Source organism: Brevundimonas sp. GW821-FHT10E09, assembly GCF_058809375.1.
Genome location: NZ_JBXASO010000024.1, coordinates 22,050 through 37,298 on the forward strand (window position 1 = coordinate 22,050; position 15,249 = coordinate 37,298).

General features: G+C 68.7%; 19 protein-coding genes. 3 read left to right on the top strand and 16 right to left on the bottom strand.

What is annotated here, in order from left to right:
- Positions 1-14: 14 nt before the first annotated feature.
- Together pal and tolB are read right to left on the bottom strand one after the other, a co-directional pair.
- A complete protein-coding gene (pal, locus tag AC1RSI_RS16230) occupies positions 15-569 on the bottom strand; it encodes a peptidoglycan-associated lipoprotein Pal (RefSeq protein ID WP_291755874.1) in 555 nt (184 codons plus the stop codon).
- Positions 570-685: 116 nt separating this feature from the next.
- The gene (gene tolB, locus AC1RSI_RS16235; protein ID WP_008264114.1) at positions 686-2,059 is read right to left on the bottom strand and encodes a Tol-Pal system beta propeller repeat protein TolB; all 1,374 of its coding nucleotides are present in this window, start codon (positions 2,057-2,059) and stop codon (positions 686-688) included.
- 142 nt (positions 2,060-2,201) lie between these two features.
- Here tolB and AC1RSI_RS16240 point away from each other — a divergent pair, with 142 nt between their 5' ends.
- Together AC1RSI_RS16240 and AC1RSI_RS16245 are read left to right on the top strand one after the other, a co-directional pair.
- Complete coding sequence (locus AC1RSI_RS16240) at positions 2,202-2,429, top strand: CopG family transcriptional regulator (RefSeq protein WP_154726421.1); 228 nt, start codon at positions 2,202-2,204, stop codon at positions 2,427-2,429.
- Positions 2,426-2,863 carry a TA system VapC family ribonuclease toxin gene (locus AC1RSI_RS16245; RefSeq protein WP_154726422.1) on the top strand — a complete coding sequence of 146 codons (438 nt, stop codon included), beginning with the start codon at positions 2,426-2,428 and terminating at the stop codon, positions 2,861-2,863. The genes AC1RSI_RS16240 and AC1RSI_RS16245 overlap by 4 nt, the downstream gene beginning before the upstream one ends.
- Before the next feature lie 3 nt (positions 2,864-2,866).
- On the opposite strand, the gene AC1RSI_RS16250 is transcribed toward AC1RSI_RS16245, so the two are convergent.
- From AC1RSI_RS16250 to AC1RSI_RS16305, 12 genes are all read right to left on the bottom strand, one after another.
- Positions 2,867-3,697: a hypothetical protein gene (locus AC1RSI_RS16250; RefSeq protein WP_447941195.1), complete on the bottom strand. Its 831-nt coding sequence runs from the start codon at positions 3,695-3,697 to the stop codon at positions 2,867-2,869.
- Positions 3,698-3,701: 4 nt separating this feature from the next.
- Entirely contained in the window at positions 3,702-4,154 is a 453-nt protein-coding gene (gene tolR / locus AC1RSI_RS16255; protein ID WP_008260741.1) for a protein TolR, read from the bottom strand.
- Positions 4,155-4,157: 3 nt separating this feature from the next.
- Entirely contained in the window at positions 4,158-4,910 is a 753-nt protein-coding gene (gene tolQ, locus AC1RSI_RS16260) for a protein TolQ (protein WP_052005178.1), read from the bottom strand.
- A 142-nt stretch (positions 4,911-5,052) separates the two neighbouring features.
- Positions 5,053-5,478 (bottom strand): hypothetical protein, encoded by a 426-nt coding sequence (locus AC1RSI_RS16265; RefSeq protein WP_008262994.1) that lies wholly within the window; start codon positions 5,476-5,478, stop codon positions 5,053-5,055.
- 26 nt (positions 5,479-5,504) lie between these two features.
- A complete protein-coding gene (gene ybgC, locus AC1RSI_RS16270; RefSeq protein ID WP_035311160.1) occupies positions 5,505-5,963 on the bottom strand; it encodes a tol-pal system-associated acyl-CoA thioesterase in 459 nt (152 codons plus the stop codon).
- 9 nt (positions 5,964-5,972) lie between these two features.
- Positions 5,973-6,356: a hypothetical protein gene (locus AC1RSI_RS16275; protein ID WP_291754470.1), complete on the bottom strand. Its 384-nt coding sequence runs from the start codon at positions 6,354-6,356 to the stop codon at positions 5,973-5,975.
- Positions 6,357-6,426: 70 nt separating this feature from the next.
- Complete coding sequence (ruvB, locus tag AC1RSI_RS16280; RefSeq protein WP_154727095.1) at positions 6,427-7,458, bottom strand: Holliday junction branch migration DNA helicase RuvB; 1,032 nt, start codon at positions 7,456-7,458, stop codon at positions 6,427-6,429.
- Positions 7,459-7,672: 214 nt separating this feature from the next.
- On the bottom strand, positions 7,673-8,290 hold the full coding sequence (gene ruvA, locus AC1RSI_RS16285) for a Holliday junction branch migration protein RuvA (protein ID WP_008261054.1): 618 nt from the start codon (positions 8,288-8,290) through the stop codon (positions 7,673-7,675).
- The gene (gene ruvC, locus AC1RSI_RS16290) at positions 8,287-8,805 is read right to left on the bottom strand and encodes a crossover junction endodeoxyribonuclease RuvC (protein WP_008259243.1); all 519 of its coding nucleotides are present in this window, start codon (positions 8,803-8,805) and stop codon (positions 8,287-8,289) included. The genes ruvA and ruvC overlap by 4 nt, the downstream gene beginning before the upstream one ends.
- Before the next feature lie 46 nt (positions 8,806-8,851).
- On the bottom strand, positions 8,852-9,547 hold the full coding sequence (locus AC1RSI_RS16295; protein WP_008259017.1) for an MgtC/SapB family protein: 696 nt from the start codon (positions 9,545-9,547) through the stop codon (positions 8,852-8,854).
- A 40-nt stretch (positions 9,548-9,587) separates the two neighbouring features.
- Positions 9,588-10,931, bottom strand: a complete 1,344-nt coding sequence (locus AC1RSI_RS16300; RefSeq protein ID WP_035310381.1) for a hypothetical protein — start codon at positions 10,929-10,931, stop codon at positions 9,588-9,590.
- A gap of 154 nt (positions 10,932-11,085) precedes the next feature.
- Positions 11,086-11,859, bottom strand: coding sequence for a YebC/PmpR family DNA-binding transcriptional regulator (locus AC1RSI_RS16305; RefSeq protein WP_008262780.1), 774 nt, complete (start codon positions 11,857-11,859; stop codon positions 11,086-11,088).
- A 148-nt stretch (positions 11,860-12,007) separates the two neighbouring features.
- On the opposite strand from AC1RSI_RS16305, the gene AC1RSI_RS16310 reads away from it, so the two are divergent.
- Positions 12,008-12,205, top strand: coding sequence for a hypothetical protein (locus AC1RSI_RS16310; RefSeq protein WP_008260485.1), 198 nt, complete (start codon positions 12,008-12,010; stop codon positions 12,203-12,205).
- A gap of 26 nt (positions 12,206-12,231) precedes the next feature.
- Here the strand turns inward: AC1RSI_RS16310 and AC1RSI_RS16315 are convergent, their stop codons facing one another.
- Both AC1RSI_RS16315 and AC1RSI_RS16320 read right to left on the bottom strand, forming a co-directional pair.
- On the bottom strand, positions 12,232-13,239 hold the full coding sequence (locus AC1RSI_RS16315) for a sulfite exporter TauE/SafE family protein (RefSeq protein WP_154726970.1): 1,008 nt from the start codon (positions 13,237-13,239) through the stop codon (positions 12,232-12,234).
- A 100-nt stretch (positions 13,240-13,339) separates the two neighbouring features.
- The gene (locus AC1RSI_RS16320; protein ID WP_154726971.1) at positions 13,340-15,073 is read right to left on the bottom strand and encodes a cellulase family glycosylhydrolase; all 1,734 of its coding nucleotides are present in this window, start codon (positions 15,071-15,073) and stop codon (positions 13,340-13,342) included.
- Positions 15,074-15,249: the final 176 nt, after the last annotated feature.

The following is a 15,249-nucleotide window of genomic DNA, read 5'->3' on the forward strand; positions in this document are numbered from 1 at the left end:
TCCGGCCAGTCGTCTCAGCGCGGGGCGCCCGAGACGATGGCGGTGTGGGCGTTGCGGTTGCGCGCCCAGCTGTCCTCGCTGGACCCCTCGGCGATCGGACGCTCCTTGCCGTAGCTGATGGTGTCGATGCGGCCGGCCGGCACGCCGCGATTGATCAGATAGGTGCGCACGGCCTCGGCGCGGCGGGCGCCCAGGGCCAGGTTGTATTCGCGGGTGCCGCGTTCGTCGGCGTTGCCTTCGATGCGGACGGTCACCTGCGGATAGCGCTGCAGCCACTGGGCCTGGGCGTCCAGGCGCGGCATGGCTTCCGAACGGACGTCATAGGAATCCAGGTCGAAATAGATGCGGTCGCCGACGTTGACGACGAAGTCCTGTTCCGTGCCGGGGGCGGCGGCGCCCATGTTGCCGCCCGTCACCGGACCGGTCGGGGCGGTCGGATAGGCCGGGCCGGCCGGCGCGGTCTCCGGAGCGGCGGGCACGACGCCTTCGACCGGCTTGCGGGCGCAGGCGGCCATGGCGGCGACGGCGCAGCCGACCATGGCCAGGGTGATGATGCGGGAAGTCTTCATGGGGTCGTCTCCTGACACTTTGAAATTAGGACGGAGGCCTAAAGCTTGGCCATACAGTTTGCCCGGGCCCGATTTCGAGCGCCAGACGGAATAACACACTGTTGAGCCGAACGGGCTCAGCTCGGGCAGCTGTCGGCCCCCTGGCCATAGCCCAGGTTCGACGGCGGCGTGTCCAGCAGGGGCGACCAGGCCGGGTCGGTGCCGCGGCCGTTATAGCCCGCCTGGGCCACAACCCGCCCCGACAGGTCCACGGTCCACAGCCGCGTGTCCCCGCCCCGCGTCTGGCGCGCGAACATCACATAGCGGCCGTTGGGGGCCCAGTTCGGGCCTTCCTCGAAATAGCTGGACGACAGGATGCGTTCGCCCGACCCGTCGGCGTTCATCACCCCGGTCGAGAACCGGCCGCCGCCGCTCTTGGTGAAGGCGATCAGATTGCCCGTCGGGCTCCAGGCCGGCGCCGTATAGGTTCCGCCGCCGCGCGAGATCGGCCGCTGGCCCGAGCCGTCGGCCCGCATCACATACAGCCGCGCCTGGCCCGACCGGTCCGAGTTGAACACGATCTGGCTGCCGTCCGGGCTGAACGACGGCGAGGTGTCGATGCCGGGGTCCGACGTCAGGCGCGACAGCTGCCGGCTGCGCAGATCCATCACATAGATGTCGGTATTGCCGCCCCGGATGATCGAGAAGGCGATCTTGTTGCCGTCGTTCGAGAAGCGCGGCGCCAGCACCTGGCCGTCGAACTCGCCCAGGCTTTCGGTGCGGCCCGTGGTCAGGTTGCGCAGATAGATCCGGCTATAGTCCTTGCCCAGCGCCACATAGGTGATCTCGTCCGGCTGCGAGGTCGAGAAGCGCGGCGACATGATGATCTCGTCGCCCTGGGTCAGATAGGTGGGATTGAACCCGTCCTGGTCGGCGATGGTCAGGCGGTTGATCCGGTTCAACTGCGTCCCCTCTTCCGAGACGAAGACGACCCGGGAATCGAAGAAGCCGGTCTCGCCGGTCATCCGCTGATAGATGACGTCCGAAATCTTGTGCGCGATCCGGCGCCACTGCTCCTGGGTGGCGGTGAACTGATAGCTGACCAGCTGGCACTGACGATACGGGTCATACAGGCGGAAGCCGACATCCAGCCGACCGTCGCCGCGCGGCGTCACCCCGCCGTACAGCACCGCCTGCGCCCCGATCTGGGTCCACTGCGGGAAGTTGGGCGCATTGGCCAGGGTCAGGCCGGTCTCGATGAAGCCGGCGGGGTTCAACGGCTCGAAGAAGCCCGACCGCCGCAGATTGCCGCTGACCACATTGGAAATGTCCGCCCCGTGATCCCCGGTGAAGGGCACGATGGCGATCTGCAGAGGTTTCAGCACGCCTTGATCGATCTCGACCTCGACCGGCTGGCCCGCCTGCGCCGGAGCGGTCTGGCCCTGGGCCTGGGCCGAGGACACGCTCATGGCCACGACGGCGGCCGAGGCCAGAAGAAGGTTCAGACGCATGGAATGCTCCCGTAAGTCTCGAAGGATCGCCGCCCCTTATCGCCGGGTCGTGTGACATTCGCCAGCTTCAAGCCGAATGGGGCGACTTTCAGGACGGCCCAATCACATTGATGCGTGATGCGTGATGCACTATCTTCCACCCATGCGCACCACCCTCGCCATTGACGACGACGTGCTGAACGCCGCACGAGCTATCGCGGTCCATCAAGACCGCACGATTGGCGAAGTCGTGTCCGAGCTCGCGCGACAGGCGCTGCAAAAGCGGGAGACGACCGTCCGCTTTCGCAACGGCGTTCCCCTTCTGCCTGATCGACCAGGACCAATGGTCACCCTAGAGGACGTCAACGCGCTCCGCGACGAACTGCCTTGACCTATCTGCTGGACGTCAATGTGCTGATCGCCCTCGTCGATCCGCGTCACGTCTTTCACGATACGGCGAATGGTTGGTTTAATCGCGAGGCCGCCGGGTCATGGGCCACCTGTCCGATAACCGAGAACGGCCTTGTCCGGATTGTCGGCAACAGTCGCTATCGCAATCCGGTCGGGCCTCCGTCCGAGGTCGTTCGGATTCTCGAACTGTTGCGGGACATGGCGGGTCACGTCTTCTGGCCGGACGCCATCAGCCTGGCTGACGACCGGTTGTTCGATCCATCGGCCCTGACGACGCCCGAACAGATCACCGACGCCTATCTGCTGGCTCTGGCCGTCTCGAACGGCGGTCGGCTGGCGACCCTGGATCGCCGCCTGTCGCCGGACGCGGTCAGGGACGGGCGAGCGGCCCTTCACCTGGTCACCGACGCCTGACCTTCACCGGTTGCGGCAGGCCCGCTCAGTGTTGAACGTCGGGCGATAGGCCCCGCCGGGGAAGCCCTGGGGCACGTCGAACGGCGCGGTCTGGCGCAGCGCCCTCAGCGCCCCGTCGGCGGCGGCGCGATAGACCGACGACGACTGCGGATTGATCAGCGACGGCCCGCGCGTGATCCGCCCGTCGGCCGACAGGGTCAGCTCCACCTGGATCCGCAGCTGGTCGGCGCCGGGGATGTCGCAGGGCAGGACCCAGTTCGGATAGACCTGATTGAAGATGGCGGTGACCTGCGGCCCGGTCGCCTGGGACGCCGTCCCTGAACCCTGCTGACCCGTCGCCGGACGGCCGCGATTGTTGTTCGGCCGCGTCGGCCCGGCCAGGGCGTCCAGGTCCAGACTGGGCTCATTGCGTTTCGGCGCGGGCCGGGCCGGCGTCGGCGGGGTCGGTCGCGGCGGGGTCGGGCGCGCCTTCTCGGGCGTCGGCGGCGACGGACGGGGCGGCGTGGGCCGCGGCGGGGTCGGGGTCGGGCGCGGCGTGGGACGCGGCGGCGCAGGCGTCGGGGTCGGCGGCGGGGGCGTCGGTTGCGGAGCGGGCGGCGTCGGCTCTTCCGGCGCGCTGACCGGGGCGGTCGCCGCATCGTCGGGCGAGGGTTCCGGCTGCGGATTATCGGCCGGCGCCGCCGCGATCACCGTCTCCGAGACGATGGTCACCGGCACCGAGTTCACCAGCGGCTTGGGCTCGTCCGCCTCGTGCGAAAACGAAACGAAGGCGAGCGCGACCACACCCGCGTGCAGGGCGATGGATCCCAGAATGGCGGGGCTGGGCCGACGCAAGCGATCAGGCCTCCGGCGCCGTGTCGGTGATCAGGTTCAGCTTGGTGAAGCCCGAGGCCGACAGTCGCGCCATCACCCGCGCCACCGCCTGATAGGGCGCCCGGCCGTCGGCGCGCACGAACACCGGCCGCTCCGACGCCTTGTCCGATCCGCCGGCCTCGGTCAGCAGTCGCACGGCCAGATCGTCGAACGACGTCTCGCTGTCGGCGATGAAGATGGCGCCCTGCTGGTCGATGCTGACCGACAGCGGCTCGTTGTCCGTCTCGACCGCGCTGGCCTCGGTCTTCGGCAGCTCCACAGGGACGCCCACGGTCAGAAGCGGCGCCGAGATCATGAAGATGATCAGCAGCACCAGCATCACGTCCACCAGGGGCGTGACGTTGATTTCGGTCAGCGGGCCTCTGCGTCCCCGCCGTCCCCGACGCCCGCCGCCGCTCGCACCGCCGCCCAGGGCCATGGCTCAGACGCTCCGGTTCAGATTGACGCCCGACGACGGCGCGGCCGGGGCCGGCGGCGTCGCTGAACTGCCCAGACGCCGCGCCACCGCCGCCTGCAGGTCGTCGGCGAAGGCGTCCAGCCGTCCCGCGAACTTGCCCGCGTCGATCGAGAACTTGTTGTAGGCGATATAGGCCGGGATGGCCGCCGCCAGGCCGATGGCCGTGGCGAACAGGGCCTCGGCGATGGCCGGCGCCACGGTCGTCAGATTGGTGTTGCCCGCCGCCGCGATCCGCCCGAACGCATTCATGATGCCCCAGACCGTGCCGAACAGGCCGATGAAGGGCGAGGCCGTCGCCACGACCGACAGCACGCCCAGGCCGTTCTCGATGCGTTGGCTCTCGCGCGAGATCAGGCTGTTCAGCGCCCGGTCGATGCGGGTCATCAGCAGGTCGCCCTGATGGTCGTTCAGCGCCCCGCGCTGACGCGCCTCGCGCCAGTCGGACAGGGCGATCACCAGCATCCGCGGCAGGGCGTGTTCCGGCGCCGGCCCGGCCTGGGTCGCCACGTCTTCCAGCGAACGCCCCGACTGAACCGCCTTTTCGAACTCGTCGGCCTGCCTGTTCAGGGCCGTGAAGCGGAAGGCCTTGTCGATGATGATGGTCCACGACCACAGCGACGCCGCCGCCAGGCCGATCATCACCGTCTTCACCACCCAGTCGGCGGTCAGGAACAGTTCGACGGGATTCATCATCGAGGCGTCGACGGGCGTAGTCATTCAGGCGCTCCGGGCGGGGTCGGCTGCGGATTGGAGATTGGCGACACCCCTCTTCGACCGAGCGGGCGTGACCATTGTGTGGCGAGGGCGGCTTCTAGCCTTCCCGAGCACGCGCGTCATCTGACAGGCGCGTCATAAAAGCCTACTCGGTCGTCGTCCTGCGCGTCGGATCGACCGCCACCGAGACGGGGGCGCCGACGCTGATGATCACGCCCTCATGGCCTTCCTTGGCGATGGAATAGGTGGCCGCGTCGCGCACCAGCTGTTCCTCGCAGGCGCGGTCGCCGGGGCGGCCCAGGGCCTCGCAGCCGCGCTTGGCCGCATCGGTCCAGCCCAGCACCCGGCGCGTCGCCGCCTCGGCCCGCTTGATGGCGGCCTCGTCCTCGGCCGCCGCCTGGGCGATCAGGGCCTGGCGCGCGCCCTGCTGGTACTGAAGCTCGGCCTGGCCCGCCATCTTGCGTTCCCAGACCTTGTAATAGGGACAGCCGACCAGCCCCCCGCCGACCACCAGGACCAGCAGCAGAAAGGACACGATCACGGCGCTGGCGGTGATTCCCTGGTTCTGCATGTTCGACCCTCCCGGTTCGCCTGTTTCTAGTCGCCGTCGCCGGCGCTTGCCAGCCAGGGCGTGACCTTTTCGACCAGCGCCCTGGTGGGCCGGCGCGGCCGTCCGTCCAGATGGATGCAGACCGCCGTCACCTCGGCCCGGCACAGCACCTCGCCCGCCCGCTCCACCGTCTGGCGGATGATCAGCCGCGCGCCCTTCACCGCCTCGTACAGGGTCCGCACCACCAGGGCGTCGTCGATCCGCGCCGGCTTCAGGTATTTGATGTTCAGCTCGGACACGACGAAGGCCAGCGGCTCGGCCTCCTCCAGAAGGACCGAATGGCCCACGCCGACGGCCCGCAGAAAATCCGACCGCCCCCGCTCGAAAAATCGGACATAGTTGGCGTGATAGACTAGGCCGGTGAAATCCGTGTCCTCGTAATAGACGCGCACCGGCAGCAGGTGGGCGCGCCCTTCGAAACGGCCGGCGGTGGGAAGATCGGTCATGCGCCCAGTCTAGCGCGTCGGCGGCCGGGTCAGGAAGCCGGGACAGTAGCGATCGCGCATGTCGCGGAACTCGGTCGGCAGCGGATCGTCGCTGAACAGGATGCGGCTGGTCAGGGACACGAAGCCCACCGCCTGCCCGCCCCGCGTCCGCCCCACATAGCCGCACACCGCCCGCCTCTGGCCGATCTCGGAATAGCGCAATTCGGCCCCCGCCCCCAGCTGCTGGCGGATCTGGCGTTCAGCCCGGTGGATCGGCGATTCCGGCTGCGCGACCCGCGTCCCGTGCGTCATGGCCCACACGCCCACGGCGGCGGCGATCAGGGCGACCGCCGCCACGGCCAGGGCGATCCGCCGGGTCGGGATCCTGCGTTTCGTCATCGGCCCGACGGTCATGGCGCGCTCCGCTTGAGCCGACACCAAACCGCGCCCGCCCGTGCTTGGCAAGTCGGGCCGGTGGCCGGGCTCAGTCGAACAGGTCGCCCGGGACCGGCCCGGCGGCGGGCGGCGGCGGCGCGCTCAAGCCCAGATGGGCGTAGGCCTTGGCGCAGGCCATTCGGCCGCGCGGGGTGCGCATGATGAAGCCCTGTTGCAGCAGATAGGGTTCGATCACGTCCTCGACCGCGTCGCGCGCCTCGGCGATGGCCGCGGCCAGGGTGTCCATGCCCACCGGCCCGCCGCCATAGTTTTCGATCAGGGCCTTCAGGAAACGGCGGTCCAGACTGTCCAGCCCGGCCTCGTCCACCTCCAGCCGGGCCAGGGCTTTCGCCGCGACCAGTTTCGAGATGGTCTCGGCGCCGTCCGCTGAAGCGAAGTCGCGCACCCGGCGCAGCAGCCGCCCGGCGATCCGGGGCGTGCCCCGCGCCCGCGAGGCGATCTCGCGCGCGCCGGCCTCGTCGATGGCCGCGCCCATCTTGCGCGCCGTGCCGCGCACCACCGCCGTCAGTTCGTCGGGCGTGTAGAACTCCAGCCTCAGGGGAATGCCGAACCGGTCGCGCAACGGCGTGGCCAGCAGGCCCGCCCGGGTCGTGGCCCCCACCAGGGTGAAGGGCGCCAGGTCGATCCGCACCGACCGCGCCGACGGCCCCTCGCCGATGATCAGGTCCAGCACATGATCCTCCATGGCCGGATACAGGATCTCCTCGACGTTCGGGCTGAGCCGGTGGATCTCGTCGATGAACAACACATCGCGCGGCTCGAGGTTGGTCAGGATCGCCGCCAGATCCCCCGCCTTGGCCAGGATCGGCCCGGATGTGGCCCGGAACCCCACCCCCAGCTCGCGCGCCACGATCTGCGCCAAAGTCGTCTTGCCCAGTCCCGGCGGTCCGAACAGCAGCACATGGTCCAGCGCCTCGGCCCGGCCGCGGGCGGCGTCGATGAAAACCTTCAGATTGCCCTTGGCCTGGGACTGGCCGACGAACTCGGACAGGGTCTGCGGCCGCAGGGCGCGGTCGAAGGCTTCGCCCGTTTCGGCTTCTGGAGAGATGATGCGGGTCATGGTTGATCGCAGTGGCGAGTGGGGGCCGAGTGGCGAGTGACGAGTGGCGAGTGGCGAGGAGTGAGAAGTGCTAGTGAGCAAGAAGTGAGCGACGACCGGTCCAGGTTCACACAGGATCGCTCACCCCTGCGCTCACTATTCACTCGCCACTCGCCACTCGTCACTCGCCACTCAGCCCCCACCTCCCACTCGGCAGCCACTCGCCACTCCAAAATCACCGCCCCAACTCCTGCAGGGCCGCCCGGATCACCGCCGGCAGTTCCGCCTCGTCGCCCAGCCGGATCAGGGCCTGATCCACCGCCCGGCGCGCATTGACCTCGGCCACGCCCAGGCCCAGCAGGGCCGACACGGCCTCGCCGGTCAGGGACGGCGGCGGCGGCGCGATCTCGACATGAACGCCCGGCGCCGTGGGCGCAAAACTGACATCCCCCAGCGGCTTGCCCTTCAGCTCGGTGACGATCCGCAGCGCCAGCTTGGGGCCCACCCCATTGGCCCGCGCCACCGCCGCCTTGTCCTCGCGCGCCACGGCCCCCGCCAGTTCGCCAGGCGGCAGCACGTCCAGCACCGCCAGCGCCGCCTTCGGCCCCACGCCCTGGATGGCCAGCAGGGTAGTGAAGGCCCGCCGCTCGTCGCGCGTCAGAAATCCGTACAGGCGCGGCCCCGCGTCCTCGCTCCACTGCGAATGGACATGGACCGTGGCCTCGTCGCCCGGCGCCGGCAGCCGCCCCAGGGTCCGCGCCCCGCACGACACGACATAGCCCACCCCGGCGCAGTCGATCAGGCAGTCCGCCTCTCCGACCTCGGCCAGCACGCCTCTCAGACGCCCGATCACGCCGCCCCCCGGTGCATGGCTTCCAGCAAGGACCGTTTCCTCAGTTGCGCATGGGTGACCGCCACGGCCAGGGCGTCGGCGGCGTCGGCCTTGACGTCCCCCGCCGTCGGCAACAGCCGCTTGATCATGAAGGCGATCTGGCTCTTGTCCGCATGGCCCGCCCCGACCACGGCCTTCTTGATCAGATTGGGCGAATATTCCGCGACCGCCAGGCCCAGCTTGGCCGGGGCCAGCATCACCGCCGCCCGCGCATGGCCCAGTTTCAGGGTCGAGGACGGGTTCACATTGACGAACACCTCTTCCACCGCCGCCTCCTCGCAGCCGTGGTCGGCGCAGATGGTCCCCAGGGCCTCGAACAGGAACAGCAGGCGTTCGGAAAAGGGCGCAGCCTCAGGCGGGGCCACCACCCCGTGCGCCACCCACCGCAGACGCGCGCCGTCCGAGACGATCACCCCCCAGCCGGTGCGTCGCAGACCGGGATCCAGCCCGATGATTCTGACAGGTTCGTTCGCCATCCGTTCCCCTCATGCCGCAAAGAGGGTTATCGGGCAATGAACGGTTTCAATCGTCGCGCGGATCTAGGCGATAGCCGGTCACGCCCGGTACGGCGCCCAGCTGCTCCGCCAGACGTTGCAGGTCCGTCTCGCTCGCCGCCTTCAGCCGCCAGGTGCGTCGCGCCCGTCCGTCCTCCGTCATTTCGAACCGTCCGGGGCGCACGTCGGCGTCCGTCGTCCGCAAGGCCGCCTGGACCGCCGCCTCGGGCGAGGGCTCGCGCCGCTCCCAGCAGACGACGGCGTCGATCACGGTCCGCCCCGGCAGGCGCTGGTCGATCAACCTCAGCCCGCCCAGGATCGCCGCCGTCACCACCGTGCCCAGCGCCCCCAGTCCGTACAGGCCCACGCCGAACAACAGGCCGATGGCCGAGGTGATCCACAGCGACGCCGCCGTGGTCAAGCCGTGAACGGAAAACCCGGTGCGGAAGATCACGCCGGCGCACAGGAAGCCGATCCCCGTCAGCACCCCGTGCGCCATCCGGGTCGGGTCGGTGGTGATGGTCTCGTTCGGCAGGGCGCGAAACGCCCAGTCCGCCTGGGACAGGGCGGCCAGCATCAGCAGGGCCGAGGCCAGACTGACCAGGATATGGGTTCTGAATCCGGCCGCCCGGCCGCGCCATTCGCGCTCCAGTCCGATGACCCCGCCGGCGACGACGGCGCCCAGGACGGGCGGAACTGCATCGATGAGAACATCCGCGACCATGCCCGATCAACCGCCGGGGTCGGGCGAATGTTCCCCGTCGTCAGCCGACGATGGCCTGCAGCTGGGCGGCGGCGTCCGCGATGGTCGCCCGGCCGCCACGGCCGCGACGGGCGGCGTCCAGGGCGGCGGCCGACATGGCCCCCTCGGCGCGGGCGCTTTCCAGGTCTTCGCGCAGGGCGCTGATCTGCTGGCTCAGGGTCTGGACCCGGGCCTCGTGCTCGTCCTGGGCGGCGGCCAGCTTGGACTGCAGCTTCACCATCCGCTCCTCGGCGCGGGCGATGGCCTTGTCGTGGGCCATGGCCGCCTTGGTCAGGGCCTCGGCGCGGTCGACGGCGGCGACGCGGGCGACCTCCATGGCCGCCTGACGCTGACGCGCGTCCTCGGTTTCGGTTTCCAGCGCGCGCACCCGCTCGACCGCCCGGTCCAGGGCGACCTGCAGCGTGTCGGCGCGCCGTTCGACGGCGTGGCCGCCGGTCTGCAGTTCGTTCAGGCGCGAGGCCTGTTCGCTGTTCAGCACCTCCAGCCCGTTGGCGCGCGCCGTGGCGGTGTCCAGTCGGGCGGTCAGGGCGGCGATCTCGGCGCGGGCCGATTCGACCTGGCTTTCCAGCGAGCGGATCGAACGGGCGGCCTCGGCCTGTTCGGAGGCGGCGCGGGCGCGTTCGGTGGCCAGCTGGCCTTCGCCGGCGGCCGCGGCGCGGGCCAGACCCGCCACCTCGGTCCCGACCTCGTCCACGCGACGGCGCAGGGCGGTGTTCTCTTCCAGCACCAGGGCCAGATCGCGCTGGACCTGACCGCGCGTGGTGTCGGACTCCGACCGGGCGACCTCGGCCTGTTTCAACTGGTTGCGCAGCGATTCCTGATCCTGCTCCAGCTCGCGGATCCGTTGGGCCGAGGCGCGCTCGACCGTCTCCAGGCCTTCCAGCCGCGTCGCCGCCTGGGCCAGTTCGTTGCGCAGCCGGCCCAGTTCGACCCGGGCCTCCTGCAGATTGACCGTGGTCTCGCCGCCGCGCGCCGCCAGATCGTCGGCCTTGGCCTCGGACTCGGCCAGGGCGTCCGACAGCTTGCGGACCTCGGCGGTCAGCAGGCTGACCTGTTTCGTCGCCGCGCTGTTGGCGTTGCGCAGATTGACCAGTTCCACGTGGTTGTCGCGGCGCGAGCGGAACTCGGCTTCCAGCGGGTCCCGCAGTTGTCCCAGCAGGGTCTCGAAGGTGCCGAACCGCTGCGCCATCTCCGATAGCTGGTCCAGACTGTCCTGAATGGTCTCGAACCGCTCGCCGATCAGACCTGCGACGTCCTGCTCGGGCCGCCCGAGCGCGGCCGCTTCGTCCTTGGCCTGTTCAGGCTTGCCGCGTGACAGCACGCGATCGATTCTGGTCAGTCTCATGGTCGCGCCCCGCGTCGTATGCCCGCATCGCGGTGGGCGACCTCGATCCCTGCCTCCAGAGGCGAATCGAACCGCTCACCGTCCTATGACCAGAGGTTAATCGCGGGTTACGAACGTGTCGAGACCTCTGTTCGTAGATCAGCGCGTGTACGTATTATCCGGCGTACTTGGCCGCATCCTCGTCCGAGATGTCCTCGTTCGAATAGACGTTCTGCACATCGTCCTCGGCGTCCAGCGCGTCCAGCAGCTTGAACAGGGTGCCGACGGCCTCGCCCGTCACGGTCACCTCCGACTGGGGCTTCCAGACGATGGCGGTCGACTTGGGGTCGCCCAGCACCTTGGACATGGCCTCGGCGACCTCGTTCAGGTCCTCGAAGGCGGTCCAGATGGTGTGGCCCGGCGCGTCCTCGTAGATGTCGGGCTTGACCAGATCGCTCTCGACGTCCTGGGCGCCGGCCTCGATGGCGGCTTCCATGACCTCGTCCTCGGTCCCGGCCTCGGCCTTGTAGATGATCTGGCCGACCTTATCCCACATGAAGGCGACCGAGTTCATCTCGCTCAGCGCGCCGCCGTTCTTCTTGAAGGCCGCGCCGATGTTGGACGCCGCGCGGTTGCGGTTGTCGGTCAGGGCCTCGACGATGATGCCGACGCCGCCGGGGCCCCGGCCCTCGTAGCGGACCTCTTCCATCGTATCGACGTCGCCGCCCGAGGCCTTGTTGATGGCCCGCTGGATCACGTCCTTGGGCAGGCTTTCGGCCTTGGCGTTGTTGACGGCCAGACGCAGGCGCGGATTGGCCGCCGGGTCAGGCAGACCCGACTTGGCCGCCACCGTGATGTCGCGCGACAGTTTGGAGAACAGCTTGGAACGCACCGCGTCGGCGCGCCCCTTGCGGTGCATGATGTTCTTGAATTTCGAGTGGCCGGCCATGGGATCGTCTTCGAGAGTCTGAAACCTGAGCCGCGCCTCCTAGCCGATGCGCGGCGGGCTGTCACGATGTACGGGCGTGATGAGCGTCGGGGGGTGGAACCTCGGCCGTTTGGGCGTATTGATCCCTGACGCTGCTATGGAGCCCCCGATGAACACCGCCGACATCTATGAGGCCGAGGGCCGCGCCGACGACGATCTGCACGAGGCCGACATCGTCGAATGGTACGAGACCCGCCCCGTCACCGTCTCCACCGCCGTGGCCGCCGGATCCATCATCACCGCCTTCACCCTAGGCGCCCTGACCGCCGTCGGCGTGCTGTTCCTGACCGGTCGGCTGGACGACTGAGGACCGTCAACACCTCCGCCCCTCGCTCATTCCGCCGGCTCCACCGGCGTTGTCGTCGCCTCGCCAAAGCCCTGCTGTCTCGAACGGGCCATGTGGGCGAGCGTGAGCCAGAACAAGGAGAACAGGACGGCGGAAAAGCCGAGCGAGCAGGCGATCTTTTCGGGCGTCGGAGCCTTGAGGTTGAAATAGACCATCTGGAAGATGTTGAGGGCCACAATCCCGCGCAGCATCCAGTCGATCTTGAGCTTGCTGAGCACATAGCTTCCAAGCGGGGCCATGAGGAGAACGACCGGATAGGCGCACAGCCACGTCCGAACCTGATAGTCCGTGATCCCCTGATCCCAGAAGGCGCGATAGCCGTAGCCCAGGACGCTGATGGCCGCCATCACCATGATGCTCTGGTGCGTGGCGATCTTCTCATCCATCCGGAAACGGGTGACCAGGAGGGTGTACAGGACGATGTCGGCGCCCGTGCCGAACAGGCTGGCGCAGACGCCGCCCGCAAAGAGAATCGCGGCCAGCATCAGTTTGTCGAGGCGGCCCGTGTTCGGCAGCCTGTCCCGGTGCCCCCGGTGTTTGCTGGCGATATAGGCCAGGGCGAAGGTCATGATCAGGCTGAGAAACAGGGCCTGGATGATATAGACCGGAATGCCCTGCATCACGTTCATCCCGAACACGAAGCCCAGGAAGGCGACCGGGACGAACCAGAGAACCGGGGCGTAGGAGGCGAGACGGTTCTGTTTGCGGGACAGGATCCAGATGCTCGCGCTGGTCATGCCCACGCTCTGGATCATCAGGCTGAAGTCGCGCGCCATCCCCCGATCGATGTCGAGAAACACGCTGAGCACGGGGAAGGCCACGGCGCCGCCGCCCTCAGGCGTCAGGCCCGCCACAAAGGCGCCCAGCACCATGATGGCCGGGTAATACCAGTGCTCGACCAGGAACGGGATGCTGTTGAACGTCGCGAACAGGGCGACCCACACCACCATCATGCCGACATACCATCGCCGGAAGATGCGGCTATCGAAGAACATGGACCCCCGCCTCTTCACCTTGTGAACGCTACCATACCGCCGCTTCTGCGCAATTCGGATGTTGGAGCCAAGCCCATCTTCGACGCCCTGGGCGCCGGGCTCAGCCCCCGACCTGGATTTCCTTCACGCGACAGGCGCCGCAGTCCTCGGCTTTCAGGATCAGGGTGTTGGTCCCCGCCATGAAGGGCAAATCCACCGCCCGCCCCTCGCGCCATCCGTCGTCCGTGGGCAGATCGACCGCCGCCGCCGCCCCGCCGTTCAGCGAAACCGACACCCGGCCGCCCGCGCCGACCACCGTCACCCGCCGGTCGCCCGCCGCTTGCGCCGTCACCGTATAGCGCAGCCATTCCCCCGTCTCGAACTCGACCACCACCGGCTCGCCGCCGTCCAGACCGATGTCCACGCCGTCGTTGCGCCAGGTCCGTCCGGTGTTCCACCAGGGGATCCGCTCGCCCGGCCCGTCGGTGTCGGCGTCATAGACGTCCTTCCACGTCACGCCCGACCGGCCCAGGTCATAGTCGGCCGCCCGGAGCGTCACGCCCGCCGCCCCGACCCGATGCGCGACGAACGGGACCGCCGCGTCCGAATGGGGCTGGCGCAGCATGGCGTCGATCACGTCGCGATGTTCGAAATTGTTCTCGAACCGGATGTCGTGGGTCGCCAGCCGCATCAGCGTCTCTTGCGCCTCCTGCGCCGACGGCCGCGGCCCCTTGCCCGTCAGATAGGCGACCAGACGGGGCCAGCCCGGGTTGGGCGCGATCTCCAGCGGCTGGTTGAAGCCGATCTTCTTCAGCGGCCAGAAGGCCCAGCCGATTCCCTCGCCCTCGACCAGGGCGATGGTCTGCGTGAACCAGGTGTTGGAGTTCTCGCCGGATTCGCCCAGCCAAACCGGCGCGTCGGTCTCGTCCCTCAGCCGCAGGATATCGGCGATCGAGGCCCGGTCCGTTGCGTTCCAGTATTTGTGGAAGCTGATCACGGTGTTGTCGTCCCACAGGGGCGTGACGCCGCGATAGTTGTTGCCCCAGCAATTGCCCTCGATGACGATCATGTGCCGCGGATCGACCTCGCGGATCGCCGTCGTGATCTCCCTCATCAGCGACCGCAGCGGGGCGTTGGTCGTCTCCTCGCAGCCATGGCCGCCGCCGGGCGTCTCGAAGTCCCAGTTGGGTTCGTTGATCAGGTCATAGGCGCCGATGGCCGGCTCGTCGGCGTAGCGTTCGGCCAGCCGCCGCCACAGGGCCACGGTCTTGCGACGGTTCTCCGCGCTGTCCCACAGCGACGGTTTTGACGGATCCCGGTCCAAGATGGCCAGGTCGCTCCCCTGCCCGCCCGGCGCGGCGTGCAGGTCCAGGATCAGATACATCCCGTTGGCCTTGACCCAGGCCAGCAGGGCGTCGATCTCGGCGAACCCCTCTTCCTTCCAGGTGTCCCGCCCCGCGACCGGCTCCTGATCCACAGGCAGGGTCAGCCGGTCATAGTGCATCGGCAGCCGCACCGAGTTGAAGCCCCACCGCCCCATGGCGTCGATATCGGCCTTGGTCGTGTGGTTGGCGCGCCAGGCGGCGTAGAAGCCTTCCGTCTTCTCCTCGCCGATCAGATCGGCGATCCGCGCCCGGATCACATGCTGCTGACCCAGGGCGCCCAACTGCAGCATATAGCCCTCCTGCAGCACCCAGCCGCCCAGCCCCATGCCGCGCAATATGACCGGCTCGCCCGTCTCATCGACGATCCGCGTCCCCTCGGCCCTCAGGAAACCGCCCGTCTGCGCCTCGGCCGCACAGGGCGCGCACAGCGCCGCCGTCACGGCCAGGGCCGCGATCCATCCCGTCTTCATGGCGTTCCTCCACGCTCCGTTTTGAGAACGTTCTCACGAGATGCGCGGAATGGCTAGGGTGAGCGATGCCGCCTTGAGGAGACGCCGGAAATGTCTGAGAGGGGTGATGGGGTGGACGCCCCCCGACGGCATCTATGTGCCAGAGTGAGGTGTTGAACAGCACTCGAAGGAGGCGT